The organism is Brevundimonas sp. A19_0 (assembly GCF_017744255.1).
Taxonomy (GTDB): domain Bacteria; phylum Pseudomonadota; class Alphaproteobacteria; order Caulobacterales; family Caulobacteraceae; genus Brevundimonas.
Genome location: NZ_JAGHQP010000003.1, coordinates 222,721 through 247,148 on the forward strand (window position 1 = coordinate 222,721; position 24,428 = coordinate 247,148).

Annotated in this window: 21 protein-coding genes and 1 other RNA gene; 10 read left to right on the top strand and 12 right to left on the bottom strand. The window is 67.5% G+C overall.

The window, feature by feature from the left end:
* Positions 1 to 19: 19 nt before the first annotated feature.
* Both J7346_RS05315 and J7346_RS05320 read right to left on the bottom strand, forming a co-directional pair.
* Positions 20 to 1,549, bottom strand: a complete 1,530-nt coding sequence (locus J7346_RS05315; RefSeq protein ID WP_209118489.1) for an ATP-binding protein — start codon at positions 1,547 to 1,549, stop codon at positions 20 to 22.
* Positions 1,546 to 2,304, bottom strand: a complete 759-nt coding sequence (locus tag J7346_RS05320) for a response regulator (RefSeq protein WP_209118491.1) — start codon at positions 2,302 to 2,304, stop codon at positions 1,546 to 1,548. The genes J7346_RS05315 and J7346_RS05320 overlap by 4 nt, the downstream gene beginning before the upstream one ends.
* Before the next feature lie 126 nt (positions 2,305 to 2,430).
* Here J7346_RS05320 and J7346_RS05325 point away from each other — a divergent pair, with 126 nt between their 5' ends.
* Positions 2,431 to 3,147, top strand: coding sequence for a hypothetical protein (locus J7346_RS05325; RefSeq protein ID WP_209118493.1), 717 nt, complete (start codon positions 2,431 to 2,433; stop codon positions 3,145 to 3,147).
* A 3-nt stretch (positions 3,148 to 3,150) separates the two neighbouring features.
* Here the strand turns inward: J7346_RS05325 and purT are convergent, their stop codons facing one another.
* From purT to tkt, 3 genes are all read right to left on the bottom strand, one after another.
* A complete protein-coding gene (gene purT, locus J7346_RS05330) occupies positions 3,151 to 4,359 on the bottom strand; it encodes a formate-dependent phosphoribosylglycinamide formyltransferase (protein WP_209118495.1) in 1,209 nt (402 codons plus the stop codon).
* A gap of 48 nt (positions 4,360 to 4,407) precedes the next feature.
* Entirely contained in the window at positions 4,408 to 6,261 is a 1,854-nt protein-coding gene (locus J7346_RS05335; protein WP_209118496.1) for a caspase family protein, read from the bottom strand.
* 71 nt (positions 6,262 to 6,332) lie between these two features.
* Entirely contained in the window at positions 6,333 to 8,297 is a 1,965-nt protein-coding gene (tkt, locus tag J7346_RS05340) for a transketolase (protein WP_245157676.1), read from the bottom strand.
* A 144-nt stretch (positions 8,298 to 8,441) separates the two neighbouring features.
* On the opposite strand from tkt, the gene J7346_RS05345 reads away from it, so the two are divergent.
* The 5 genes from J7346_RS05345 to J7346_RS05365 all read left to right on the top strand — a co-directional run bounded on the left by J7346_RS05345 (position 8,442) and on the right by J7346_RS05365 (position 10,795).
* On the top strand, positions 8,442 to 8,699 hold the full coding sequence (locus J7346_RS05345; protein ID WP_209118500.1) for a hypothetical protein: 258 nt from the start codon (positions 8,442 to 8,444) through the stop codon (positions 8,697 to 8,699).
* Positions 8,699 to 9,013: a cell division protein ZapA gene (gene zapA / locus J7346_RS05350; RefSeq protein ID WP_209118502.1), complete on the top strand. Its 315-nt coding sequence runs from the start codon at positions 8,699 to 8,701 to the stop codon at positions 9,011 to 9,013. Before J7346_RS05345 ends, zapA begins: the two co-directional genes overlap by 1 nt.
* Before the next feature lie 87 nt (positions 9,014 to 9,100).
* A non-coding RNA gene (gene ssrS / locus J7346_RS05355) (6S RNA) lies at positions 9,101 to 9,260 on the top strand.
* Positions 9,261 to 9,381: 121 nt separating this feature from the next.
* On the top strand, positions 9,382 to 9,927 hold the full coding sequence (locus J7346_RS05360) for a 5-formyltetrahydrofolate cyclo-ligase (protein WP_209118504.1): 546 nt from the start codon (positions 9,382 to 9,384) through the stop codon (positions 9,925 to 9,927).
* 28 nt (positions 9,928 to 9,955) lie between these two features.
* Positions 9,956 to 10,795, top strand: coding sequence for a TIGR00282 family metallophosphoesterase (locus tag J7346_RS05365; RefSeq protein ID WP_209118506.1), 840 nt, complete (start codon positions 9,956 to 9,958; stop codon positions 10,793 to 10,795).
* On the opposite strand, the gene J7346_RS05370 is transcribed toward J7346_RS05365, so the two are convergent.
* Complete coding sequence (locus tag J7346_RS05370) at positions 10,783 to 11,139, bottom strand: nuclear transport factor 2 family protein (protein ID WP_209118508.1); 357 nt, start codon at positions 11,137 to 11,139, stop codon at positions 10,783 to 10,785. The genes J7346_RS05365 and J7346_RS05370 overlap by 13 nt on opposite strands.
* Before the next feature lie 76 nt (positions 11,140 to 11,215).
* Between J7346_RS05370 and J7346_RS05375 the strand changes: the two genes are divergently transcribed.
* Positions 11,216 to 12,358 carry a cupin domain-containing protein gene (locus tag J7346_RS05375; protein WP_209118510.1) on the top strand — a complete coding sequence of 381 codons (1,143 nt, stop codon included), beginning with the start codon at positions 11,216 to 11,218 and terminating at the stop codon, positions 12,356 to 12,358.
* A 59-nt stretch (positions 12,359 to 12,417) separates the two neighbouring features.
* Here J7346_RS05375 and katG read toward each other — a convergent pair whose 3' ends face one another.
* A complete protein-coding gene (katG, locus tag J7346_RS05380; protein WP_209118512.1) occupies positions 12,418 to 14,625 on the bottom strand; it encodes a catalase/peroxidase HPI in 2,208 nt (735 codons plus the stop codon).
* Between the two features lie 106 nt (positions 14,626 to 14,731).
* Positions 14,732 to 15,673, bottom strand: a complete 942-nt coding sequence (locus J7346_RS05385; RefSeq protein WP_209118514.1) for a methyltransferase type 11 — start codon at positions 15,671 to 15,673, stop codon at positions 14,732 to 14,734.
* A gap of 126 nt (positions 15,674 to 15,799) precedes the next feature.
* Here J7346_RS05385 and J7346_RS05390 point away from each other — a divergent pair, with 126 nt between their 5' ends.
* The 3 genes from J7346_RS05390 to J7346_RS05400 all read left to right on the top strand — a co-directional run bounded on the left by J7346_RS05390 (position 15,800) and on the right by J7346_RS05400 (position 19,914).
* Positions 15,800 to 17,050, top strand: coding sequence for a multidrug effflux MFS transporter (locus J7346_RS05390; RefSeq protein WP_209118516.1), 1,251 nt, complete (start codon positions 15,800 to 15,802; stop codon positions 17,048 to 17,050).
* 113 nt (positions 17,051 to 17,163) lie between these two features.
* Positions 17,164 to 19,128 carry a M1 family metallopeptidase gene (locus J7346_RS05395; protein WP_209118518.1) on the top strand — a complete coding sequence of 655 codons (1,965 nt, stop codon included), beginning with the start codon at positions 17,164 to 17,166 and terminating at the stop codon, positions 19,126 to 19,128.
* Between the two features lie 264 nt (positions 19,129 to 19,392).
* Entirely contained in the window at positions 19,393 to 19,914 is a 522-nt protein-coding gene (locus tag J7346_RS05400; RefSeq protein ID WP_209118519.1) for a porin family protein, read from the top strand.
* Between the two features lie 74 nt (positions 19,915 to 19,988).
* Here the strand turns inward: J7346_RS05400 and J7346_RS05405 are convergent, their stop codons facing one another.
* The 4 genes from J7346_RS05405 to J7346_RS05420 form a co-directional block, all read right to left on the bottom strand.
* Positions 19,989 to 20,270 carry a hypothetical protein gene (locus tag J7346_RS05405; RefSeq protein WP_209118521.1) on the bottom strand — a complete coding sequence of 94 codons (282 nt, stop codon included), beginning with the start codon at positions 20,268 to 20,270 and terminating at the stop codon, positions 19,989 to 19,991.
* A 101-nt stretch (positions 20,271 to 20,371) separates the two neighbouring features.
* Positions 20,372 to 21,505 carry a beta-ketoacyl-ACP synthase III gene (locus tag J7346_RS05410; RefSeq protein WP_348521454.1) on the bottom strand — a complete coding sequence of 378 codons (1,134 nt, stop codon included), beginning with the start codon at positions 21,503 to 21,505 and terminating at the stop codon, positions 20,372 to 20,374.
* A gap of 28 nt (positions 21,506 to 21,533) precedes the next feature.
* On the bottom strand, positions 21,534 to 23,573 hold the full coding sequence (locus J7346_RS05415; protein ID WP_209118525.1) for a capsular polysaccharide biosynthesis protein: 2,040 nt from the start codon (positions 23,571 to 23,573) through the stop codon (positions 21,534 to 21,536).
* Complete coding sequence (locus J7346_RS05420) at positions 23,570 to 24,427, bottom strand: CoA ester lyase (protein ID WP_209118527.1); 858 nt, start codon at positions 24,425 to 24,427, stop codon at positions 23,570 to 23,572. Before J7346_RS05420 ends, J7346_RS05415 begins: the two co-directional genes overlap by 4 nt.
* Position 24,428: the final 1 nt, after the last annotated feature.

Sequence of the window (24,428 nt, forward strand, 5' to 3'; positions counted from 1 at the left end):
GCGTGATGGATTGTATCGCTCAGCCGCTGCGGGGCAGGGAGAGCGTCGCCTCCAGCCCGCCTCCGGCCCGGTTGGACAGGGTCACATCGCCGCCATGCGCCCGGGCGATCTGGCGCGCCACGGCAAGGCCCAGTCCGACCCCGCCCGTGGCGCGGTTGCGCGATCCCTCCAGCCGGACGAAGGGCTGGAACACCTCCTCCATCCGCTCCGGCGCGATGCCGGGGCCGGTGTCGCGAACGTGGATGGCGACCCGGTCAGGCAATAGCTCCAGGGTCACCTCGGCTTGTCCTCCATAGTGGACGGCATTGGCGATCAGATTGGTCAGGGCGCGGCGCAGGCTGGTCGGCTGGCCCATGACCCGGACATTCGGGCCGGGCGTCAGCGTCGCGGCATGTCCGGTCTCGGCAAAGCCCCGCACACAGTCTGCGACCAGCGCCGTCAGCTCGACCGGCTCGGGCGGGGTCTGACGGGTTTCTCCCCGGACATAGGCCATGGCCTGGGCGATCAGGGCATCCATTTCCTCGACATCCGCCGCCAGCCGGTCGCGCAGCGCGTCCGGGGCCTGCTCGGCCCGAAAGCGCAGGCGGGTCAACGGGGTTCGCAGGTCATGGGCGATGGCCGCGACCGTCTGGGTCCGGTTGGCGATGTGGGCGCGCAGCGAGGCCTGCATGTCGTTGAAGGCCCCGATGGCCCGACGCAGTTCGCTGGGGCCGGACACGGCGAGGGGCTCGGCCTCAGGGTTGGCGCCCAGGCGCTGGGCGGCATCGGCAAACAGCCGGATGGGCCGCGTCAGCCGCCGCGCCATCAGCCACACGACGGGCGCGACCAGCAGCAGGCTGACCAGCAGCGCCAGCAACAGGCGGGCCTGCCAGGGCGACAGCCAGTCGCGCGGCGGCTCGACCGTGGCCCAACGCCCGTCCTCAAGCCGGAGCGAGGCGGCGAAGGGGGCGAAGGTCAACTGGTCGGCGACGACGAAGACCTGCTGCGTGTCGCGGTCAACGGTGATGGTGGCCGAGTTGGTCTCGGGCGGGTTGGCCCCGGGTGAGCCGGCCGCCGGAGGCGCGGCCCGCTCGATGGTGTGCTTCTCGGTCCAGGTGACGGTCGGGGCGCTCCAGGTAAGAACAGGCGCGTCGTCCGTCGATCCGCGCGCGGTCGGTGGCCGGGTGATGACATAGCTGGCGGACGACTCCTCGCCGAGGTCAGAGTCCGGTGGGGCGTTCGGCTGGAGCACCCTCACCCGCACGTCGCCGGGCTCGACCTCGAGGACGCGGGCGAGGGCAAGCGACAACGCCAGCGCCATCGGGTCCGCGGCCGTGCTCTCGGCGGCCACGGGCTGGTCGGTGATGCGCCGGGTCAAAGGGCGATCATCCGCTGTCCGGGCGGCCTCGCCCTTCAGCGCCGCGGAGGCGGCCGCCAGATCAAACCCTGAGGGGCGGGGCTCGGGCATCAGCAGGATGGCGGCGGCGGTCACAGCCTGCGACAGTCCGATGGACAGGGCGACCAGCAAGGCCACCTGGACCAGAATGGAGGGAGAGGTCAGCCGCTTCATGCGGGCCGCTCGGTCCGGCGCTCGACCGTGGCATCGAACATATAGCCCTCGCCCCGCAGGGTCCGGATCGGGTCCTGCCCGTCGGCATCGGCCAGCTTTTTGCGCAGGCGGCTGATCTGCACATCCATGGCCCGGTCAAAGACCTCGGTGTCCGCCCCTCGCGCCCTCTCCAGCAGCTGGTCGCGGCTCAGCACCCGCCGGGGGGCGTCGGCAAAGGCCTTGAGCAGGGCGAACTCTCCGGCGGACAGGAGGGTGACGGTGCCGTCCGGGCGGGTCAACTCGCGTCGGAGCAAGTTCAGGGTTCGCCCCTCAAACACCAGCACAGGCTCGGACGGCGGGGCGCCGGAGCCCTCCGATCCAGACCGGCGGCGCAGGACCGCCCGGATGCGCGCCAGTAGTTCGCGCGGATTGCAAGGCTTAGGCAGATAGTCATCGGCGCCCAGCTCCAGCCCGACGATGCGGTCGGTTTCCTCGCCCATGGCGCTCAGCATGACGACCGGCGGCCCCCCGCGCGCGATCAGGCGGCGACAGGCCGACAGCCCATCCTCTCCCGGCATCATCAGGTCCAGCACGACCAGATCGGGCGGGGCGTCCTCGAGATGCTGGTCCATCTCGGTCGTCGAGGCGGCGCCATGCGTCTCGAATCCGTGCTGACCCAGATACTCGACCAGCACCTCGCGCAGGCCCGGATCGTCATCGACCACAAGGATGCGGGGCGCTGCATTGCCGGAAGAAGGGACGGGGTCGGGGATCATTCGCCCATTGTGACGCGGCGCGGTGCCGTCGTCATTTCATGCGTGAAACAATTCGGGCCCCGTCTGAAACACGGCTGCAAGGCCGGCGTGGTCCAAGGGGATATCATCCACTCGAGGACTTTCCCCATGCTGGTTTCCCTGTCTCTCGCCCTTGCCCTGACCCACCCCGCTGCCCAGGACCCGGCGCGTCCGCCCGCCCCGCCAGTGGTGCTCACCGAAAGCCGGGTCGTCTTCGTGGCCGCAGACCCGGAGGGCGAGAACGGTCTGGACCGGGACGGCGACGGGTTCGTTTCCCGCGCGGAGTTCGCTCGCCCGATGGACGACGCCTTTGCCAGTATGGACGCCGATGGCGACGGCCGCCTGTCGAGCGAGGAACTGCAGCATCGCGTCGGGGGGGCGGGCATGGACCACGATGTGCGCATCGTCACCGGTGGTCCGGCCATGAGCTGGACCTCTGCGGCCGAGGGCTCTGGCCCCCACCGGATTGAGGTGCGCCGCGTGGGCGGCGATAACGTGGAAGTCGAGGCCCACAGCTTTGTCATCGTCGGCGAGGACGGCGAGATCACCTCTGACGGCGATGGCCCCGTGCAAGTCTTCATCCGCAGCGGCGAAGGTCCGGCCATGGCCGGGGGAGCGCATTTCGAATGGATCCGCGAGGGCGAGGGGGCCGACATGGATGCCGACGGCGACGGCCGTGTCACCGAGGCCGAGTTCCTCGCGCCCCTGCGCCAGATATTCCGGCAGATGGACGCCGACGGCTCCGGCGTTCTGGAAGAGGGCGAACGCGGGGGGAACGGCGCCCGCGTCGTGACCCGTACGGTCGAGGTGCGCGACGAGGACTAGCGCCTACGCGGGTGAGGCCTTGACCGGTCTGACCCGTCCGGCGGCCTCGCGGGCACGGTCGCGGGCCTGATCGGTGTCGACGCCGCGCGCCGTGGCCACGCCCATGCGACGGCGCTCGAAGGCCTCGGGCTTGCCGAACAGGCGCAGGTCGGCCGTCGGCACCGAAAGGGCCTCGGCCACGCCTTCGAAGGCGATCCCCTCTGCGTCCATGCCGCCATAGATGACGGCGCTGGCGGCGGGCTCCCGCTGGGTGACATCGACCGGCAGGCCAAGGATGGCGCGGGCATGCAGGGCGAACTCGCTCATCACCTGGCTGGCCAGGGTCACCAGACCCGTGTCGTGGGGCCGGGGCGAAACTTCCGAGAACCAGACCTGATCGCCCTTCACGAACAGCTCGACCCCGAAGACGCCAAGGCCGCCCAGCGCTGCGGTCACCTTGCCCGCGATGTCCTGTGCCGAGGCCAGGGCGGCCGCGCTCATGGCCTGTGGCTGCCAGCTCTCGACATAGTCGCCCTTGACCTGACGATGCCCGATCGGCGCGCAAAAGTCGGTGACGACCGTACCGTCCTTCATCGACCGGACGGTCAGCAGGGTGATCTCATAGTCAAAGTCGATCCGCCCCTCGACGATCACGCGGGCCGTGTCGACCCGCCCGCCGGATTGGGCATAGGCCCAGGCATTGGCCGCATCCTCGATGGCCTCGATCATCGACTGGCCCTTGCCCGAGGACGACATGACCGGCTTGATGAACACCGGCAGGCCAATGGTGTGGGCGGCCTCGGCCAGCTCGGCGGCTGATCCGGCAAAGGCATAGGGGCTGGTCGGCAGGCCCAGCTCCTCGGCGGTCAGCCGGCGGATGCCCTCGCGGTTCATGGTCAGCTGCGTTGCGCGGGCTGTCGGGATGACGGTCGCCAGCCCGGCCGCCTCGATCTGGGCCAGAACGTCCGTGGCGATGGCCTCGATCTCGGGCACGATGATGTGCGGCGCCTCGGCCAGGATGACGCCGTTCAGCACCTGCGCATCGGTCATCGGAATGACGTGGCTGCGGTGTGCGACCTGCATGGCCGGAGCGTTCGGATAGCGATCGACCGCGATCACCTCGACGCCGAGACGCTGCAGCTCGATGGCCACTTCCTTGCCCAGTTCGCCGGCGCCGAGAAGCATGACCCGGACGGCCGAGTCGGAGAGGGGCGTGCCGAGACGGAGAGTCATTCGGAGGACCCGGAGTCGGTCAGTGTGCAAGCACCTTCGCGGTAAGGGTCATCCAGTGCCTGCACCGGGTGGAATGGGATCGGCAAGCCAGGGGACTTTCTCTGAGGTGCGGACGGAAGGGCCAAGGATCTGTGGATTCTGATTAAAGTTCAGCCGCGAAAGCTGCCCTCCTACCTTGGCGATCAATTCGTCGAATCTCAATGCGCCCTTCTCCTCCCGGAGGATTTGATGGAAGCTGAAGGTGAAGGCGCCGTAGCTGGTCGCGCCGTGCCGGTACTCATAGGACAGCTCATGCTCGGCGCAGGCCTCGATGATGAGCGGTAGATAGGGGCCGGGCTCGGACTCGACCTTCCTGATACGCGCATAGGTCTGTGACGACATGGGGCGCAGCGCGACGGCCCGGCCCAGTCTACGTGTCGCCGAGTCGGACCCGACCCAGGCCGCCTGGTCCTCTTTGCGGGCGAATTTGTCCACCAGCGGTTCGAAGTCGCGCGGAACCCACATCTTCTCCTCCCGATGCCACTTCAACTCCCTGTGCCGGATGTCGTCCGGCGGTGTCAGACCTCGCGCACGGGCGCCGCCGTCACGGTGCATCCCGCCGGAGTGGCAACAGTCGAAGATCATGGCCAGGTGGGTGTCATAGGGCAGCTGGCTGTACAGCTGCTGTATTTGCCGGTCGGCGATGCAGCGCTCTTCGGTCCAGTCGAAATCCGCGGGGCAGAGCACCTCCATGAACGATGCCGGCTTTTGGTCGAAACTGTCGTAGATCGGGATGCGCGCGCCGTGACCGCTGAAATAGAAGACCAGCTGATCCTCGGGCCCGGCGTCGTCGAGCAGCCATTCCAGCCGCTGCAGGATCCCTTCCGTCGTCGCCCGCCGATCCAGCACCGTGCGGATGTCGTCTGGCGAGAATCCGCAATCCTGCAGAAGGGAGCTGATGGCGAACACGTCGTTCACACAGCCTTCCAGCCGATCCTTCTCGGCCGGGTAGTCGTTGATGCCGACCAGCAGTGCGCGACGCCGGCCTCGGGTGGACACAGCCTTGGTCGATGGGGATCTGACGCCTTTTGTCAGGGCGCCCACCCGCATTGTCTGATCCTCGAACTGCGCCAGACTGATCGATTTGTCGCCGGCGGCGCGATCCGCCAGGGGCTGCCACAGGCCGGCGACTGTGACCGGATGTTCGAAATATCCCCGGGCGGAGTGGCCTCCGTCCTTCGTGCCCTGCTCGTCAAGGAACTCGCGGAAGGGGGTCAGCAGACGGGTGAAGTTGTTCGGGTCAGGCCGATAGGTGATGTCCGCCGTCAGGACCGGGTCGTGCTCGTTGTACAGATGGCGCCAGGCGTTAACCTTCAGCCGCTGCAAGCGGCCGCCCGCCAGCGTGCCTACGACGCAGGGGTTGTTGATCTGCGAGCCCAATGTGACGTAGGTCGCGCGGCCCAGCACGTCCGCCGCCTGCTCGGCGTCGGGGTGGGTCAGGGCGTTGTAGGTAATCAATGACCCGAGACTGTGGGCCAGGATCACGTCCGGCTGCCACTCGGCCACACGCTCCAGAAAGCGGGCGCGGACCTTGGTCTTGAACTCCTCGTCCTCCAGCCACGCCACGACGTAGCCGACCGTCGCTACCCATTTGGATCCCGGTACGCCCTTTTGCCTGCGGAACGGCGATGCCACGCAACTCGCCAAAAGACGAGCTGCCGATCGCGCATATTCTCCGAGATCCTGTCCCGTGGCGAAGAACAGATCGTCATAATTCAGGAAGTCGAACTCCAGCGGCACATCGCGTCGCGGCATGGCCTTGCGTACCGACGCTTCCCAGCCCGCCTCCCAGTCGCCGTGCTTGCCACCATCCCGATGGTCGCCCAATCCGTGGACGCCCATGATTCTCAGCGTGCTCACCATCTTTGAACCTCCCCACAGGTTGGCTCAACTTACAGGAGAATTCAGGGCAAGGCTATATTCGACGAACTGCGTTATGCATGAGCCTTGGATAGCCGCGCTTTCACCTCGGAGACCACGGCCTCGGCGGTGATGCCGAACTTGTCGTAGAGCACTTCGGCCGGGGCGCTGGCCCCGAAGCTCGACATGCCGACGAAGCCGCCGTCCTCGCCGATGAAGCGGTCCCAGCCCTGGCGGATGCCGGCCTCGATGGCGACCCGGGCCGTGCCCTTGCCGATCACCTTGGTCTGATAGGCCTTGGTCTGCTGGTTGAAGAGTTCGAACGAGGGCACCGAGACCACGCGGGTCGGGACGCCGTCAGCCTCGAGCTGTTCGGCGGCCTTGAGCGCCAAGGCAACCTCGGTGCCGGTGGCGAACAGGGTGGCCCTGGCCTTGGCCGAGGCGGCGCGCAACTCGTAAGCTCCCTTGGCCGACAGGTTTTCGGTCGCGGCCTCGGTTCGCACGGCCGGCGTTTTCTGGCGCGACAGGGCAAGGGCCGAGGGGCCGTCGGCCTTCTCCAGCGCCAGACGCCAGCACTCCATGGCCTCGACCGTGTCGGCGGGGCGGAAGACCTGCAGGTTCGGAATGGCGCGAAGCGCAGCCAGATGCTCGACCGGCTGGTGGGTCGGGCCGTCCTCGCCGAGGCCGATCGAGTCGTGCGTCAGGACGTGGATGACCCTGATGCCCATCAGGGCGGCCAGCCGGATCGACGGGCGGCTGTAGTCCGAAAACACCATGAAGGTGCCGCCATAGGGGATGATGCCGCCGTGCAGCGCCATGCCGTTCATGGCCGCGGCCATGCCGTGCTCGCGGATCCCCCAGTTGATGTAGCGCCCGGCATAGTCAGGGGCGTCAAAGGTCTCGGTCCCCGCGACGAGGGTGTTGTTCGAGCCGGTCAGGTCGGCCGAGCCGCCGATCAGTTCAGGAATGGGCTCGAACAGGGCGCTGAGCGCCGCGCCCGAGGACTGGCGCGTGGCCTGGGCCGGTTTGGCCTCGACCGTCTTCGCAATGGCGGCGTCCAGGTCGTCAAAGGCGTCGTCGGGCAGGCCACCGGCCATGGCGCGCACGAAGTCGTCGTAGAACTCGGAGTCCTCCAGCCGCTCTTCCCAGGCCTGACGGGCCTCTGCGCCCCGGCGACCGACCTTGCGCCAAGCCTGCATGACGGTCTCGGGAATCTCGAACGGCGCGTGCGGCCAGTCCAGCGCCTTGCGCGTGGCGGCGATCTCGGTGTCACCAAGGGCGGCACCGTGGGTCTTGTGGCTGCCTTCCATGGTGGCGGCGCCGCGCCCGATCCTGGTCTTGCAGGCGATCAGGGTCGGCTTGTCCTGACGGGTCGCCCACTTCAGCGCCGACTTGGTGGCGGCCGTGTCGTGCCCGTCGATGGCCTTCACCGCCCAGCCGGCCGCCTTGAAACGGGCCTTCTGATCCGTGGCGTCCGACAGGCTGACGGCGCCGTCGATGGTGATGGCATTATCGTCCCACAGCACCGTCAGCTTGTTCAGGCGATAGCGGCCGGCCAGCGCGATGGCCTCCTGCGAAATGCCTTCCATCAGGCAGCCGTCGCCGGCGATCACCCAGGTGCGGTGGTCGACCAGATCCTCACCGAAATGCGCGGCCAGATGGCGCTCGGCCATGGCGAAACCGACGGCATTGGCCAGACCCTGACCCAGCGGGCCCGTGGTCGTCTCGACACCGGGCATGTGGCCATACTCGGGGTGACCGGCGGTCTTCGATCCCCACTGGCGGAAGTTGGACAGCTCGTCGCGGGTTGCCGCCTCATAGCCCGTCAGGTGCAGCAGGGCGTAGATCAGCATCGAGCCGTGCCCGGCCGACAGGATGAACCGGTCGCGGTCGGCCCAGTCGGGGCGGCTGGCATCGAACTTCAGATATTTCGAGAACAGGACGGTCGCCACATCGGCCATGCCCATCGGCATGCCGGGGTGGCCGCTGTTGGCCTTTTGGACGGCATCCATGGCCAGCATACGGATGGCATCGGCCATCTGCTTCTGGGTAGCCTTCGGCGGGGTGGAATCGGCTTTGGCCACGGGCAACCTCTCGGGACGCGGGGAAGAAAAAGGGGGGCGGGGCCGCTTTACCCCGACGCGCGGACGGGTTCTATAGGGATTCCGGAGGATGTGACACCGATGGCCGACGCCACCACGGCTGCGAAAGCCCGTATCGACAAGGCTCTCGCCCTGCTGGAACGCCGCATGCAGGATCTCAGGGCGCGCCCCGCCTCGGCGCCCCCGATCGGGGACGACGACCTGTTCGCGCCGAGGGCCGATGCGGGACGTCTGGCCGAGCTGGAGGACGCCGGCCGCGAGGCCCGCGCAGCGCTTGCCGCCTCCGCCGAGGCCATCCGGGCGATCCTGGCGGATGACGCGGGCGAGGGGGGCGCCTGATGGCCACGGTGACCGTCGAGATCAATGGACGCCCGTATGCTGTCGGATGCGCCGACGGACAGGAGGATCGCGTGCGCCAGCTGGCGGCCCAGTTCGCGGGACATGTCAGCAATGTCGCCGCAGAGGTCGGCCATGTGGGGGAGCTGCGTTTGTTCCTGATGGCCGGGCTGATCCTCGCCGACGAACTGCAGGAGGCCCGCTCCGGCGAGGCTCCGGCCCGTCCCGCCGAGGCGGCGCCCTCTGACGCCGGTGTGGCCGAGGCCCTGAATGCGGTTGCCGCCCGTATCGAGAAGATCGCCCAGTCGATCACCTGAGCGATTTCGCTCGCATGGCCCCCCGAGTGAAGATTGAGGGCGGCCATTGTCCGGCCACACCGGCACGCCTATCTTGGACCCCGGCGGGTCATGCTGTGGCTCACGTCGAGGGCGACTAATCCTTGCGACCTTAATTCTCTCATAGGGAGCTGTCCCTGTTCGGGCTCGAGGGCCTGGGCACACGGCGCCCACCTGGTAAGCCAGGTCGAGAGGATTGAAAGCTCCTCACGGTTCTTGCGGCGCCGCCAACTTTATTCTCCGCCCTATCGCTCGCCGCGCGGCGGCTCACTGCTTGAGGGCGAGGCCGATCCCCGTCATCCTCGGACTTGATCCGAGGATCGGGTTGGCAGTTCGCATCCGGACAATCCATGACCGACAAACAGGCCCTGCGATCCGAAATGCGCGCGCGCCGAAAGGCCCTTGCGCTTGTGGCCCCGTATGCCGCCGAACGGCTGGCCGGGTTTGCCGATGACCTGCCGGGCGCGGTGGTGCACGCGCTCTACCTCCCGATCGGGGCCGAGATGGATCCGCGCCCGCTGGCGGCGCGTCTCGCCTATGAAGGCTATGACCTCTGCCTGCCCGTGGTCACGGCCCCCGACACGCCCCTGATCTTCCGCTGGTGGCGCCCCGGAGATGACCTCGCGCCCGACGCTGCCGGCATACCGGCTCCCTTGCCTTCGGCGCGCGAGATGCAGCCCGAGCTGATCCTGACGCCGCTTCTGGCGTTTGATGGGGCCGGCGGGCGACTGGGGCAGGGCGGCGGCTATTACGACCGGACGTTTGCGGCTCGCCCCGAGGCCTTGCGGGTGGGCGTGGCTTATGCGGGGCAGCGGGTCGACCGCCTCAGCCTGCTGGATCACGACATTCCGCTGCATGGCGTTCTGACCGAGACGGGCTATACCGCCCTCCCATGACGCGCACCTGTTCCTCCCGGTCGGCCGCATGAGGCTGGCATTCTTCGGCGATGTGGTCGGAAAGTCCGGCCGCGATGGCCTGTCCGACCACCTGCCCGGCCTCAGGCGCGACCTGAAGCTCGATTTCGTGGTGATCAATGCCGAGAACGCCGCAGGGGGCTTCGGCATCACCGAGAACACCGCGCGTGATCTGTTCGACGCCGGGGCCGATGTGCTGACGCTCGGCAACCACAGCTGGGACCAGCGCGAGGCCCTGACCTACATTGTGCGCGAACCGCGCCTGATCCGGCCGGTGAACTATCCCCGACTGATGGATGCCCCGGGCCGTGGCGCCGATGTGTTCACGACCTCCGATGGCCGCAGGGTGCTCGTGATCAATGTGCTGGGCCGGGTGCACATGGACCCGATGGACGACCCGTTCAGCGCGGTCGAGCGGGAGCTGGAGGCCGCGCCTCTCGGGGTGGTCGCCGACGCCGCCATTGTCGACATTCACTGCGAGGCGACGTCCGAGAAGATGGCCATGGGCCATTTCTGCGACGGGCGCGCCAGCCTGGTGGTCGGGACCCACACCCATGTGCCGACCGCCGATTGCCAGATCCTGCCGGGCGGCACGGCCTATCAGACCGATGCCGGCGGCTGCTGCAACTATGACTCGGTGATCGGCAACGACAAGGAAGAGCCCCTGCGCCGCTTCACCACGCGGCTCAGCGGGGGCCGCTACCAGCCGGCTTCCGGCCCCGCGACCGTTTGCGGCGTCTATGTCGAGACTGATGACCGCACCGGTCTGGCCACCCGCGTCGAACCGATCCGCGTCGGCGGCCGCCTCAGTCAGGCCGTGCCTGCGGTCCAGCTCCCTCAGAACCCCTGACGGAAAAAATAGGTCGTGCGCTCGCGGATCAGGCCGCCTTCAAGGCGATAGGCGTCGGCGAAGCGCTCGTGGATGGGCGCTCCGTCATGACCCCGGCCCTCGACCAGACCCATGGCGACGACGCGATCCCCCTCGCAGACCACGTCGTCGATCAGGATCTGCGAGGTCTTGGCGCTGCGATGCCGACGATAATAGTCCACGACCGCCTCGCGCCCCGACAGGATGGGCTGCCCGGGGCGGCGGTAGATCACCTGCGGGTGGAGGCAGGCTTCCAGCACATCGTGGTCGCCCATTTCGATGGCCGCCAGCGAGCGCTCGACGATGGTCCGGGCCTTGAGCGTCATGGGGTCAGCCTCCGGTGACTTTCGCGCAGCATCATGATCCTGCTGACAGGCCGGTTGAGCAGCGCTAGCGTCAGATATGCCCAGTCTTGCCGACCTGATCCATCCCGTCAGCCCTGATCGTTTCCAGAACGAGATCGAGGGGCGTGTGCCGCTGCATATTCCGGCTGAGGGCCCCGTCGCAGACGCACGCCGGGCGCTGCTCGACTGGGATACCTTCAACGGACTGCTGAACCAGAGCTCGATCTGGACCCATTCGACCCTCAAGCTGGTCCACAGCGGACAACCGCTCGACCCGGAAGCCTATTGCTCGGAAGTCCAGTCCATGTCGGGGCCTGTGTTCCGTCCGTCGCCGGCCCGGGTGCAGGTGATGGCCGCCATGGGGGCGACGATTGTTGCCAACGACGTCGGTGCCCTGACCCCCGCGCTCAGGGACATCTGCTCGACCCTGCGCCATGCCTGGGCGGCGTCGGTCGCGGCCAATATCTATTGCTCGTTCAAGGGCGTGCAGGGCTTCGGCCCCCACTACGACACCCACGACGTCTTTGCCGTCCAGACCGAGGGCGAGAAGGTCTGGCGCCTGTACCGCAATCGCGAGCCCGATCCGGTCGACTATCCGGGGGAGGGTGAGGAGGCCCGTCGATATCTGGCCTCGGCCTGCGGTCCCCTGATGCAGGAAGTGCGCATGCGGCCCGGCGACGTCCTGTACCTGCCGCGCGGCTGGTACCATGACGCTCTGGCCGCGGACGGCCCGTCGCTGCACGTGACGTTGTCGGTCACGCCCCTTTACGGACGCATCCTGTTTCGCCTGCTGGAATCGGCGGCCATGCAGGACCCGGCCTTTCGGGCCTGGCTGCCTCCGGCTGGCAAGGACGAGGGAAAGCCGCTTGCAGATCAGCTTGCCGATCTGGGCCAACGGCTGGCCCGCCTGACAGCCAGCCCGGCTTTCGCCCGGGAAATCGCCATGACCCAGGAACGGCTGATGGGCCGGGGCGCAGACTACCGCCTGCCAGAGCGCCCCGCGCTGACCGCCTATGCGCCGACGGGGCTTCTGCCGCCTGCGGTCCGCGGACCGGCCGCAGTCGCCATGGAATGGGCCCTGTCCCAACCCCGGTTCGCCCTTGAGGACATGATCGCCCAGTTCGATTTCGTGCCGGAGGCGGATATGCGCGCGGCGGTCGACGCGGCCGTCAAGGCCGGTGCGCTGAAGCCGGTTCAATAGACGAACACCCGGATGCAGGGCGTGCATCCGGGTGCCGAAAGGACGATCGGGTCTGAAGGTCAGGTCAGATCGAAGCGATCCGCATTCATCACCTGGACCCAGGCCGTCACGAAGTCGCGCACGAACTTCTGTCCGGCGTCGGCGGAGGCATAGACCTCGGCCAGGGCGCGCAGCTGCGAGTTCGAGCCGAACACCAGATCGGTCCGGGTCGCGGTCCAGCGCTGTTCGTGGGTGTCGCGGTCGGTGCCGACGAAGGTCTCGTCCGAGCTGTCGTCAACCTGTTTCCAGGCTGTGCCCATGTCGAGCAGATTGACGAAGAAGTCGTTCGTCAGCTGGCCCGGGCGATCGGTCAGCACGCCGTCCCTGGAGTCCTTGTGGTTGATGCCCAGCACCCGCAGGCCGCCCACCAGCACCGTCATCTGCGGCGCGGTCAGCCCCAGCAGTTGCGAGCGGTCGATCAGCAGCTCTTCGGTAGGCACATTGAACCGGACCTGCAGATAGTTGCGGAAGCCGTCGGCGCGGGGCTCCAGCCAGTGGAATCCCTCGACCTCGGTCTGCTCCTGCGAGGCATCGGTGCGGCCCGGCGTGAAGGGCACCTCGATGTCGTGGCCGGCGGCCTTTGCGGCCTTCTCGATGCCCACCGAGCCACCGAGCACGATTAGGTCAGCGATCGAGACAGTCTTGCCCGAGCTGGACTTGATGTCCTCATAGACCCTGAGCACACGCGCCAGCTTGTCGGGCTCGTTGACCTCCCAGTCCTTCTGCGGCGCCAGACGGATGCGGGCCCCATTCGCCCCGCCCCGGTGGTCCGACCCGCGGTAGGTCGAGGCCGAAGCCCAGGCGGTGCGCACCATGTCCGCGATCGACAGGTCCGACGACGCGATCGCGTCCTTCAGGTCCCGGATGTCCGCCTCGCTGAGCGTCGGGCCTTCGTGCGCCGGGATCGGATCCTGCCAGATCAGATCCTCGGCGGGCACTTCCGGTCCGAGGTAGCGGGCCTTGGGCCCCATGTCGCGGTGGCACAGCTTGAACCAGGCGCGCGCGAACTGGTCGGCGAAGTAGGCGGGATCAGACCGGAACTTCTCCATGATCTTGCGGTAGTCGGGGTCGAATTTGAACGCCATGTCGGCGGTCGTCATCATCGTCGGCACCCGCTTGCCGGGCGTGTGGGCGGCTGGCGCCAGGGTGTCGTCCGGGTTGCCGACCGGTTGCCACTGCTTGGCTCCGGCAGGGCTGCGGACCAGCTCGTAGTCGTGGTCCAGCAGCATGTCGAAATAGGTCATGTCCCAGGTGATGGGCGTCGGCGTCCAGGCGCCCTCGATGCCCGAGGTGATGGTGTGGTCGCCCATGCCGCTCTCGTGACCCGACACCCAGCCCAGACCCTGCTGTGCGATGTCCGCGCCCTCGGGGCTGGTCCCGACCTTGGACGCGTCGCCCGCGCCGTGGGCCTTGCCGAAGGTATGGCCCCCGACCGTCAGGGCAGCGGTCTCCACATCATTCATGCCCATCCGCCGGAAGGTCTCGCGGATGTCGCGGGCCGACTGGAGCGCGTCGGGCACCCCGCCGGGGCCTTCGGGATTGACGTAGATCAGGCCCATCTGGATGGCGGCGAGGGGCTCTTCCAGCGCCATGTCCTTGTCGGGCTGGATGCGGGTCTCATTGCCCTCCTCGCCGACCCACTGTTCCTCGGTGCCCCAGTAGACGTCCTTCTCGGGCTCCCACACATCGGCGCGACCGCCGCCAAAGCCGAACACCGGTCCACCCATGGACTCGATGGCGACATTGCCGGCCAGGATCATCAGGTCCGCCCACGACAGGCTGGCCCCGTATTTCTGCTTGATCGGCCACAGCAGGCGCCGCGCCTTGTCGAGGTTGCCGTTGTCCGGCCAGCTGTTCAGGGGGGCAAACCGCTGCTGACCGGCGCCGGCCCCGCCGCGTCCGTCCGCGGTGCGATAGGTGCCGGCCGAGTGCCAGGCCATGCGGATGAAGAAGGGGCCATAGTGGCCATAGTCCGCCGGCCACCACGGCTGGCTGTCGGTCATAAGGGCATGGAGGTCGCGCTTGACCGCCGCATAGTCGAGCTTCTTGAACGCCTCGGCATAGTTGAAGTCGTCGCCCATCGGGTCGCCCGACTTGCCCTGCTGGTGGAGGATGTCGATGGCCAGATGATTGGGCCACCAGTCCCGGTTGGTCCGTCCCAGCAGCGAACGCTTCGCTGCGCCCTCCTTCTTCGGATTGCTGAGGGGATCGCCTGCGTTGCCGTCCATGGGGTTCCTCCTGTTTCTTGTCCGGAGGCTCACCCTAACAAAGGTCTGGAAATAGGCTTAGTCTATTTTATTGATCGCCACCATAAGCGAAACATATGGCGCGTGGTCAGTCCGCCCGCTGGACGATGACGCCCACCGAGGTTGTGACAAATCCCGCAACAGACAGCCGAAGGTGCGGGTCGTTCCGATACGGCGGAATGTCGACATATCGGTCCACCGGGCCGTCGCCCGCGTCCAGATCAAGTGGCATGACGCGGTGGCCGTCCGCTCGAAGACGCTCGACCAGCGTCTGAAGATCGCGCCGACGATAAAGGACCGTGCCGCCCTCCGACAACGTCAGCTCGTCCGAAGTCAGATTCAGTTCGGTCGTATGGACGGCGACCCCGCCGGGCCGAAGCGTCTCCAGAGAGCGGGCGATGAAGTCCATGCCGGCCTGCAAAGAGCCCAGGTGTTCCAGGGCACAGGCTGACCAGCAGAAGTCATATCCCTGCAAGTCGTCAGGGACGGCGTTCATGTCGACGGGCCGGAAAGAGACCGACCGATCAAAGACGTCGGGCGGGCAAAGAGCCGGCCTGCTCAGCGCGACCTTGCCCGGAGCGTGCTGACCGGACCCGGCCCAGCCGGTGTCGACGGCGCCGTCGGCCGCCTGATCCGTCGCCGTAATCATGCAGCCCCGGGCCGCAAAGCAGGCTGACAGCGGTTCGCGGCCCACGCCGAAGCCCAGACCGCGTGAGCCCTCGATCAGCAGCCCCCGCTCGTGCAGGGCCTGACAGATGAACACCAGCTCCCAGAGTTTCCGGTGGTAGCCGGGATGGGCGCCCAGTTGAGTGCACCACCAGGCAAACCAGCCGGTCTCGAAGTGGCTCTGGCGACAGGCCGGCGACGACCGGAACACGTTTCGGCCAGGCCGGGGACGGGGGTGAGCAGGGGGACCGCCGCGCCAATGCTGCTCAGCCGGAAGCATCTGGCCCGCGAGCGCCTCGATCTGACGCTCCAGCAAGGCGACCCGGGCTTGCAAGGCGGCCAGCGCCTCGTCACGCTCATCCATCAAGAGGTTCCTCGCCCATCCAGAGGTTGTCACCCTAGCAGGGCATTTGTCCCGGTTCGACCTCAAAGGCCGTGTTTCGGTGCCTTCGCAGTTGCAAAACGGGCGCCCGCGTCACATCTGGCCTGAATGCAAACGCCCGACCTCCCGCATGCCGCGCCTCGCCGGGGCCCGGGCTTTCCCGAATTCGTCGCCCTGATCGCCATGATGATGGCGCTGAACGCGCTGGCGATCGACTCCATGCTGCCGGCCCTTCCCGCTATCGGAGACGCGCTGAACGTCGCTTCCGAGAACTCGCGTCAGTGGGTGATCACCGCCTATCTGCTGGGGTTCGGCGTGGCCCAGCTGATCTATGGACCGCTGGCTGACCGGTATGGGCGCAAGCCCGTCTTGATGGCCGGATTGGCCCTCTATGTGCTGTTCAGCGTCGCGGCGGCCTTTACCACCACTTTTGAGGCCCTGATCCTGGCCCGGCTGGGGACAGGGCTGGGCGCAGCAGCCCTGCGAGTGCTGGCGGTGTCGATCGTGCGCGACCGTTATCAGGGGCGCACCATGGCGCGGGTCATGTCTCTCAGCTTCCTGGTCTTCCTGGGTGTACCGATCCTGGCGCCGACCTTGGGGCAGCTGATCCTGCTGGTCGCGCCCTGGCGGTGGATCTTCGGCGTGCTGGCCCTTGCCGGGTCGGGCTTCATGCTGTGGGCTCTGATCCGCCTTCCCGAGACCCTGGCGCCCGAGAACCGCCTGCCGATCCAGGTCAGCCGCATCACCGAGGCTTTCCGCGCGGTGGTCAGCGACCGGCTGTCGGTGGGTTACACCCTGGCGATGACCGCCATCACCGGATCGCTGTTTGCCTTCATCAATTCCAGCCAGCAGATCTTTTTCGACGTGTTCGGGCAACCCGAGCTGTTCACCACCGTCTTCGGCCTGATGGCCGGGGGAATTGCGGTGGCCTCGCTGACGAATGCCCGGCTGGTTGAGCGGCTGGGGTCGCGGCGTCTGTCGCATATCGCCCTGATCGGCTTCATCAGCTCGGCAGGCATCCATGCGGCAGTCGCGCTCTCCGGCCATGAAAGCCTGATCAGTTTCGCGGTGCTGCAGGGCCTGACCATGTTCTGCTTCGGCTTCATCGCGGGCAATTTTGGCGCCCTGGCCATGAACAATATGGGCCGCATCGCCGGCACGGCCTCGTCGGTGCAGGGTTTTGTCTCGACCACCTTCGGCTCACTGGCGGGCTTTCTGATCGGTCAGCAGTTCAACGGTACGGCCGCGCCCATGACGATCGGCATCACCCTGTGCGGGATCCTGGCCCTGACCGCCGTGCTGGTGGCCGAACGGGGGCGGCTGTTCAGCACGCAGGAAGCCGAAAGCGCTCCGGCCTGAACGCCGGCGCGCTTGACCTTGGGCGACCGGAGGGGTTGGGTTCGCCGGAACGAAGCGCGCGGACGGTCAATTGTCCGCCTGCGCCCCCGGATCATAATCATGAGGAAACCCCGATGGCCTTCAAGCTCGCGTCTGCATCCACTCTTGCCCTCGCGGCGGCCATGGGGCTGACCCTGGCCGGCTGCTCGACCCTGACCGGGTCGCCGGCGATGCCGGGTGACGGGGCAGTCGTGGCGCCGTCCGGGGTGGAGTGGGTTCAGGATGTGCACTCCCATGCCCGCCCGCAGATCGCGCGCGTCGGCCATGTCGACCTGGACCTCACGGCCGACTTCGACCGCAAGGTCCTGTCGGGCGAGGCGACCCTCGACATCAGCGGACAGGCGGGCGCCGACCAGATCATCCTCGATGTGCGCAATCTCGACATCGCCTCGGTGACCGATGGCGCCGGACGCGCCCTGACCTGGCGGCTGGGCGCCGACGATCCGATCCTCGGCCAGCCCCTGACGATCGACCTTCCGCCGCTCCGGGCCGACGAGACGCGCAAGCTGGTGATCTCCTATGCCACCCGGCCGGACGCGGCCGCGCTCCAGTGGCTGACCCCGTCCCAGACAGCCGGCGGCGAGAAGCCCTATCTGTTCAGCCAGGGCCAGGCGATCCTGACGCGGACCTGGGTGCCGACCCAGGACAGCCCTGGCATCCGCCAGACCTATTCCGCGCGCATCGTCGTCCCGTCCGACCTGAAGGCGGTCATGAGCGCCGAGAGCCTGACGCCGAATGGTGAGCCTGTCGGCAACGGCATGACCGCCTATCGCTTCCGCATGACCAATCCGGTTCCGCCCTATCTGATCGCCCTTGGCGTCGGGGATGTGGCTTTTGCCGACATCGACGAGCGCACGGGTGTCTGGACCGAGCCATCGAAGCTGCGGGCCGCGCATGACGAGCTGATGCCGACAGCCGACATGGTCGATGTGGCCGAGGACCTCTACGGACCCTACCGCTGGGGCCGCTATGACCTGCTGGTGCTGCCGCCGTCCTTCCCGTTCGGCGGCATGGAAAATCCGCGCCTGACCTTTGCGACCCCGACGATCATCGCGGGTGACCGCTCGCTGGTGTCGCTGGTGGCGCACGAGCTGGCCCACAGCTGGTCCGGAAATCTGGTGACCAACGCCACCTGGGACGATTTCTGGCTGAACGAGGGCTTCACCGTCTATTTCGAGAACCGCATCATGGAAGCGGTCTATGGTCGCGACCGCGCCATGCAGGAGCAGGTGCTGGGCTATGGCGATCTGCAGGAGGCCATCGCCGAACTGCCGCCCGAGGATACGCGACTGAAGCTGGACCTCGCGGGGCGTGACCCTGACGAGGGCATGACCGACATCGCCTATGAGAAGGGTGCCCTGTTCCTGCGCACCATCGAGGGGATCGTCGGCCGGGACCGGTTCGACGCCTGGCTGCGCGGCTATTTCGAGCGCAATGCCTTCCGCCCGATGACGACCGAACGCTTCCTGGAGGATATCCGGACGCATCTGGTCCAAGGGGACGAGGCGCTGGAAGACCGACTGATGATGGACGCCTGGATCTATCAGCCTGGCCTGCCGTCGAATGCGGTCGCCCCACAATCCGACGCCTTCGTGCCGGTCGATAACGCGGCCCGGGCGGTATTCGTCGACGGGGCCACGCCCCCGCGCGCCCTTTGGGACGGCTGGAACACCCAGCAGCGCCAGCGCTTCCTCGCTTGGCGGCCCAACGGTCTTCAGGCCGGTCGGGACTGGCTGACGCCCGCGCAACTGGCCGCGCTGGACGAGACGCTGGACCTGTCGCAGGAGGGCAATGCCGAGGTGCGCTTCGGCTGGCTGCAGATCGCCCTGGCCCACCGGTACGAACCGGCGGTCGCCAGCGCGGAAGAATTCCTGCTGGGTATGGGGCGGCGCAAATTTGTCCTGCCCCTGTTCACCACCCTCTGGAACGAGGGCGACTGGGGCCGCCCGATCGCGACGCGCATCTATGCCAGGGCGCGGCCGCTGTACCATCCGGTGACCACCGGCTCGGTCGATGCGGTGGTCGGCGTTCCCAACTGACCGCCCGGTCAGGAAGGCAAGAGTTTGACGGCGGCTGCCCCCCGGGCAACCGCCGTTTTCCTGCGGTTCGTCCATGATTGGGGCGGAAAGGGCCACAAGTATACATAATTCCGTCGCAATTTGCCGAACGCTGTGTGTGGCAAGAATCCAACGGTTACACGCATGTAATCGTATGGCCTTGGAACTGCCCGAACCCGTGCATACTTGCCTCTCTGCCAGTCGGGATGGCTGGTAACTGATCAACGATAAAAAGGAACTACCTCCATGCGTAGTCTTCTGCTCTCTGCCGCCGCCCTGTCGCTGATGGCCGCGCCGGCCATGGCCCAGGACCCGGCCTCGAACGTGTACGGCACCATCGGCTACACCCAGCTGGACGCCGACGGCGCCGATGTCGGCGCCATCACGGCCCGCGTCGGCACCCGCTTTACCCCGAACTTCGGCGTCGAAGGCGAAGCCTCGTTCGGCGTGAAGGACGAGGATTTCATGGTCGGCGCGACCTCGGTCAACGCCGAGCTGGAATATGACGCCGCCATCTATGGCGTCGGCTTTGTGCCGCTCAGCCCGAACTTTGAACTGTTCGGTCGCGTCGGCTACGGCACCACCAAGGTGAAGCTGTCCAGCGGCGCCACCTCGGCCTCGGACAGCGACGAAAGCTGGAACTACGGCGTCGGCGCCCAGTATTCGTTTGACGGTCAGAACGGCATCCGCGCCGACTGGACCCGCCGCGACTTCGGTGACGACGGCGAAGCGGATGCCTGGTCGCTGAACTACGTCCGCAAGTTCTGATCGACTAGCCGATCCAGACGACAAAACGGCGCGTCACCCTGCGGTGGCGCGCCGTTTCTGTATTCTGCGAGGCTTCAGGCCAGTTCGGGCTTCAGCGCCCAGCGCATCGAACCTTCGCCGAACGGACGGAAGAACAGATCGCGATAGCGCTCGAACACTTCGATGATCTTCTGGGCCAGGTCCTGGGCGACCGTTTCGCCGCGCTGACGCTTGAGCGCCGCCACGCACTGCACGACCTGGGTCTGGTGGCAGGAGCCGCCCATACTCTTGAGGACGGCGGCCACGTCGCGCGCAAGCGGTTCCTCGATCCGGGCCATCCAGGGGCCTTCGAATTCCGGGGCGGCAAATTGGGTCATGGATCTGGGCTCCCGTCACGACGCCAAGACTTGAGATACCCGTTCGCAAAAACCCCCGGCGCGTGCAAGCGGCGCCGTAAAAAGTGATCGAAAAACGTGTGTCAGGCGCGTTTGCGCACGAACACAGTCCCCGCCGAATAGCCGGCCCCGAAGCTGCAGATCAGGCCGACATCGCCCGGCGCCATCTCCTCCTGATGCAGGTGGAAGGCAATCACCGATCCCGCCGAGGAGGTATTGGCGTAGTCATCCAGGATGATGACGTTCTCGCCGGGTTCCGGATCGCGGCCCAGCACCTTGCGGCCGATCATCTCGTTCATGTTGATGTTGGCCTGGTGCAGCCACAGACGCTTTAGCCCTTTGGGGTCGAGGCCCAGCTCGCCGGCATGGTCCACGATCATCTCCGAGACCATGGGCACGACATCCTTGAACACCTTGCGGCCCTGCTGGACGAACAGCTTGTCCGGCTTGCCGATGCCCTCGGGCGCGGCATTGTTCAGGAAGCCGAAATTATTGCGGATGTTGTTCGAGAAGACGGTCTTCAGCCGCGTGCCCAGGATCTCCCAGCCGCCCGGAGCGGCCTGATCGCCGGCTTCGATGATCACGGCGGTCGCCACGTCCCCGAAGATGAAGTGACTGTCACGGTCCTTGAAGTTCAGATGGGCCGAGCAGACTTCCGGATTGACCATCAGGACCGCCTTGACCGAACCCGAGGCGATGAAGTCGGCCGCCGTCTTCAGCCCGAAGGTCGCCGACGAACAGGCGACGTTCATGTCAAAGGCAAAGCCTTCGATGCCCAGGGCCTGCTGAACCTCAATGGCCATGGCCGGGTAGGGGCGCTGCATGTTCGAGGCGGCGCACAGCACGGCCCCGATCTCGCTGGCCGGCTTGCCCCAGGCTGCGAGGGCCTCCTGCGCGGCCTTGACTGCCATCTCGGCCAGGATCGACAGTTCGTCGTTGGACCGCTCGGGCAGGTGGGGGACCATCCGCTCGGGGTCCAGCACCCCGGTCTTGTCCAGCACAAAGCGGCTCTTGATACCCGAGGCCTTCTCGATGAACTCGACCGAGGACGGCGTCAGCGCCTCGCGCGTCCCCGCGGCGATCTCGTCCGCTTGGCGGGCGTTCTCACGCTCGGCCCAGGTGTTGTAGGCCTCCACCAGCTCGGCGTTCGAAATGGACTGGTCGGGGGTAAAAAGGCCGGTCGCAGCGATGACGGCGGTCGGGGAAGAAGCGCTCACAGGCATGTCCGTATTCTGATGCTGGTCCTCAATAGGCCGGGGGACGCCCGCGGTCGAGGCTGGTGAACAGTCCGGTGATCCAGCGCTGCATGCCGCCGGGCCGGGCAGCCCCGGAAACCGGCCGCGCGCCCGCCAATTCGCGGGCCAGGTCCTCGGCCTCGCAGGGGTAGCCGTCGCCGGTCACATACAGCGGATAGCGGATCAGGGCCTCGGCGATCAGTGTGTCCAGGTCGACCCTGCGCGTCCGGCGCGGGAAGGTCAGGGCGTCCTCGGTCAGCCCCCACCCCGCATAGAAGGGCCGCCCGAAGGTCAGGACCTGCTTGCCGCGCAACAGGGCCTCGAACCCCGTCAGCGAGGTCAGGGTGGCCAGCGCGTCGCACGCATCGAGACACTCGGTGATCGACAGCCCCTCGGCCCGCGCGTCGACCAGCCCGGCGGTATTGGCGTCCAGTCGTCCGGGGCGGTTCCCGGCCACCGTGTCCGGATGATCGCGATAGATGAGGAAGGCGTCCGGCATCCGCTCCCGCACCGCCCGGACCAGCCCGGCATTGGTGCGAAGGTCCTCACAGCCCAGCAGGATCGAGCGGTCGTTCTCGACCTGACCGACGATCAGCACGCGCAGGCGGTCGGTCGGCCAGTCCGGCGGCGGGGCTCCGCCGCCCAGATTGTATTTGCTGAGCCCCCCCTCGATCAGCGCCCGACGCAAGGCCTGGGCCCGCACCCGGTCGGCGGCGGGGGTCTGTCCGGCCTCGAGTGCCGCCTCGAGGGCCGAGGGCTGGCTGCCATCGAAATGGATGCCCACCGGATCAAGCACCGCCGACAGGGCCGGTTGAAAATCGGAACCCAGCCCCTTCGAGCGCAGGAAGCCATCCTCCATCCGCCACAACGGCAGGTCCGCCGCCTCGGCGGCCGTGGCGACGTCGGGCGTTTCCTTGCCTGCCCAGACGACCAGGCGCCCGCCCCGGGCCCTGGCGGCCTCGACGGCGCGGGCGGTGGATGGAAAGAACACGGTCTCGCCCAGCGGCGACTGCAACAGCCGCTGCACAGCCCCTCGCTTGGCGGGCGAGAAGCCCACGCAGGCCGAATAGCCTGCCAGCCGGCGCGCCCGGTCTCTCTGGGTGACCAGACGCTCCAGCGCGGCTTCGGCCGTCGTCGGTGTGCCGGTGACCGGATCGACATAGCGGGCCTGGACGATCAGGGCGGCGGCCGCCAGCACCTCCAGCGACCGCTTCTGACCGCGGCGCGGCACCGACACATGGTCAGTGGTGAGGCCCCACCCGGCATGGAAGGGCAGGCCGAAACACTGCACCGGCAGCCCCCGGATCAGGGCCTCGAAGCCCAGCCCGCTCGACACGGTAAAGACGACATCCACCTGCGGCAGCAGGGTGTCCAGCGCCATGTCGTCGACGGCGATGGCGTCGGCCATGGCTATCTCCGGCAGGCACCCGGCCTTCAGTCCTGCCACCGTCGCGGGGTGCCTGCGCACCAGCAACTGCCCGGTCCCGACGGCCTCTCGCGCGGCCGCCAGCATGTCCGAAAAGCTGTCCCGGTTGGCCAGCCCCCCCGCGATGGAGGTGTCCCCCTCGGTCTGGTCCACCACCAGAATGCGGGGCCCCCGTGCGGCCGGCAAAGTCCGGTCGGTGCGGCCCATGCTCGTCTTGGAGAGGCCGGTCTCGCGCAGCCGCTCGATCAGCCGGCGGGCGCGGGCCTCCATCTCGGCATCGAACCAGGGCCCGGGCTCGCGGATCAGGGTCTCGATGCGCGAGGGACGAAGCGCATCATGATGCACCCCCAGGTCGTCGATCAGCAGGCTGTGCGGCGCGGCTCCGGCCTCACCCAGTCCCACGGACCGCAGGAAGCCGTCCTCGAGCGCCAGATACGGCACCCGGGTCTGCTCCGCCCAGGTCCGGCCGACCAGCGATGTCCCCTTCCGGCCCCAGCCGACAACGGCCCGCGTGCCCGGTGTTGGAACGACCTGCAGCCGGTAGTCGGGCAGGAAGGCCGCCAGCCCCCGGATCTTCCAGAGCCCGGGCGCCGAAACCCAGGCGAGGGGCCTGTCGTCGCTCATTCGCGCGACTGGGCCTCCACCAGGGCGTCGTGGCGCGCCAGCAGGCGTTTGGCCTGCTCCAGATGCAGCCGCTCCACCATCCGGTCGTCGATCCGCACCACACCGAGAGCCTCGGCGTCCGGCGACGAAAAGGCCTCGACGATCTCGCGCGCGTGGGCCACGGCAGCCGCATCGGGCGCAAAAGCGGCATTGGCGGTGTCGATCTGCGACGGGTGGATCAGGCTCTTGCCGTCAAAGCCGAAAGCCGCGCCCTGCGCACACTCGGTCGCAAAGCCGTCCAGGTTGTCGATACTGTTGTAGACGCCGTCGATGGCCAGATTGTTCGACACGCGCGCGGCGGCGACGATCATCGCCAGCCAGGATTTGATCGGTTCACGGTCCGGGCCCAGCGTCGCCCCCAGCGCCACGGCCAGGTCATTGACCCCGGGCATCAGGGCATCGATCGGGGCCTCGCACTGGGCGATCTCTTCCAGATTGAACAGGGCGCGGGGCGTCTCGATCATGGCCCAGAGCGAGGTGTGTCCGCCCATGGCGCGCGAGACGGCCTTGATCTGGGTGGCCCGCTCGACCTTGGGCAGCACGATCAATTTGGGTTCGACCTCGGCCAGGGCGCGGGTGTCCGCCTCCCCCCAGTCGCTGTCATGCGGATTGATCCTGACCCCGACCTTTGGCCGAAACCCGCCTTCCCGCAGGGCTTCACAGGCGGCCTCGCGCGCGGCGTCCTTGGCATCGGGCGCCACGGCGTCTTCCAGATCCAGAATGACAACGTCGCAGTTCAGGCCCCGGGCCTTGGCGATGGCGCGGGGGTTCGAGGCCGGCACGAACAGGACGCTGCGGCAGGGACTGGGTGTCATG

Coding starts and splice junctions, on each gene's coding strand:
- J7346_RS05385 (WP_209118514.1), bottom strand. CDS start 15,673: ATGGATGAGCGTGACGAGGCGCTGGCCGCCTTGCAAGCCCGGGTCGCC.
- J7346_RS05415 (WP_209118525.1), bottom strand. CDS start 23,573: ATGAGCGACGACAGGCCCCTCGCCTGGGTTTCGGCGCCCGGGCTCTGG.
- katG (WP_209118512.1), bottom strand. CDS start 14,625: ATGGACGGCAACGCAGGCGATCCCCTCAGCAATCCGAAGAAGGAGGGC.
- J7346_RS05405 (WP_209118521.1), bottom strand. CDS start 20,270: ATGACCCAATTTGCCGCCCCGGAATTCGAAGGCCCCTGGATGGCCCGG.
- J7346_RS05375 (WP_209118510.1), top strand. CDS start 11,216: ATGCCCAGTCTTGCCGACCTGATCCATCCCGTCAGCCCTGATCGTTTC.
- purT (WP_209118495.1), bottom strand. CDS start 4,359: ATGACTCTCCGTCTCGGCACGCCCCTCTCCGACTCGGCCGTCCGGGTC.
- J7346_RS05370 (WP_209118508.1), bottom strand. CDS start 11,139: ATGACGCTCAAGGCCCGGACCATCGTCGAGCGCTCGCTGGCGGCCATC.
- J7346_RS05315 (WP_209118489.1), bottom strand. CDS start 1,549: ATGAAGCGGCTGACCTCTCCCTCCATTCTGGTCCAGGTGGCCTTGCTG.
- J7346_RS05325 (WP_209118493.1), top strand. CDS start 2,431: ATGCTGGTTTCCCTGTCTCTCGCCCTTGCCCTGACCCACCCCGCTGCC.
- J7346_RS05320 (WP_209118491.1), bottom strand. CDS start 2,304: ATGATCCCCGACCCCGTCCCTTCTTCCGGCAATGCAGCGCCCCGCATC.
- J7346_RS05365 (WP_209118506.1), top strand. CDS start 9,956: ATGAGGCTGGCATTCTTCGGCGATGTGGTCGGAAAGTCCGGCCGCGAT.
- J7346_RS05390 (WP_209118516.1), top strand. CDS start 15,800: ATGCAAACGCCCGACCTCCCGCATGCCGCGCCTCGCCGGGGCCCGGGC.
- J7346_RS05360 (WP_209118504.1), top strand. CDS start 9,382: ATGACCGACAAACAGGCCCTGCGATCCGAAATGCGCGCGCGCCGAAAG.
- tkt (WP_245157676.1), bottom strand. CDS start 8,297: ATGGCCGATGCCATCCGTATGCTGGCCATGGATGCCGTCCAAAAGGCC.
- J7346_RS05345 (WP_209118500.1), top strand. CDS start 8,442: ATGGCCGACGCCACCACGGCTGCGAAAGCCCGTATCGACAAGGCTCTC.
- zapA (WP_209118502.1), top strand. CDS start 8,699: ATGGCCACGGTGACCGTCGAGATCAATGGACGCCCGTATGCTGTCGGA.
- J7346_RS05420 (WP_209118527.1), bottom strand. CDS start 24,427: ATGACACCCAGTCCCTGCCGCAGCGTCCTGTTCGTGCCGGCCTCGAAC.
- J7346_RS05400 (WP_209118519.1), top strand. CDS start 19,393: ATGCGTAGTCTTCTGCTCTCTGCCGCCGCCCTGTCGCTGATGGCCGCG.
- J7346_RS05395 (WP_209118518.1), top strand. CDS start 17,164: ATGGCCTTCAAGCTCGCGTCTGCATCCACTCTTGCCCTCGCGGCGGCC.
- J7346_RS05335 (WP_209118496.1), bottom strand. CDS start 6,261: ATGGTGAGCACGCTGAGAATCATGGGCGTCCACGGATTGGGCGACCAT.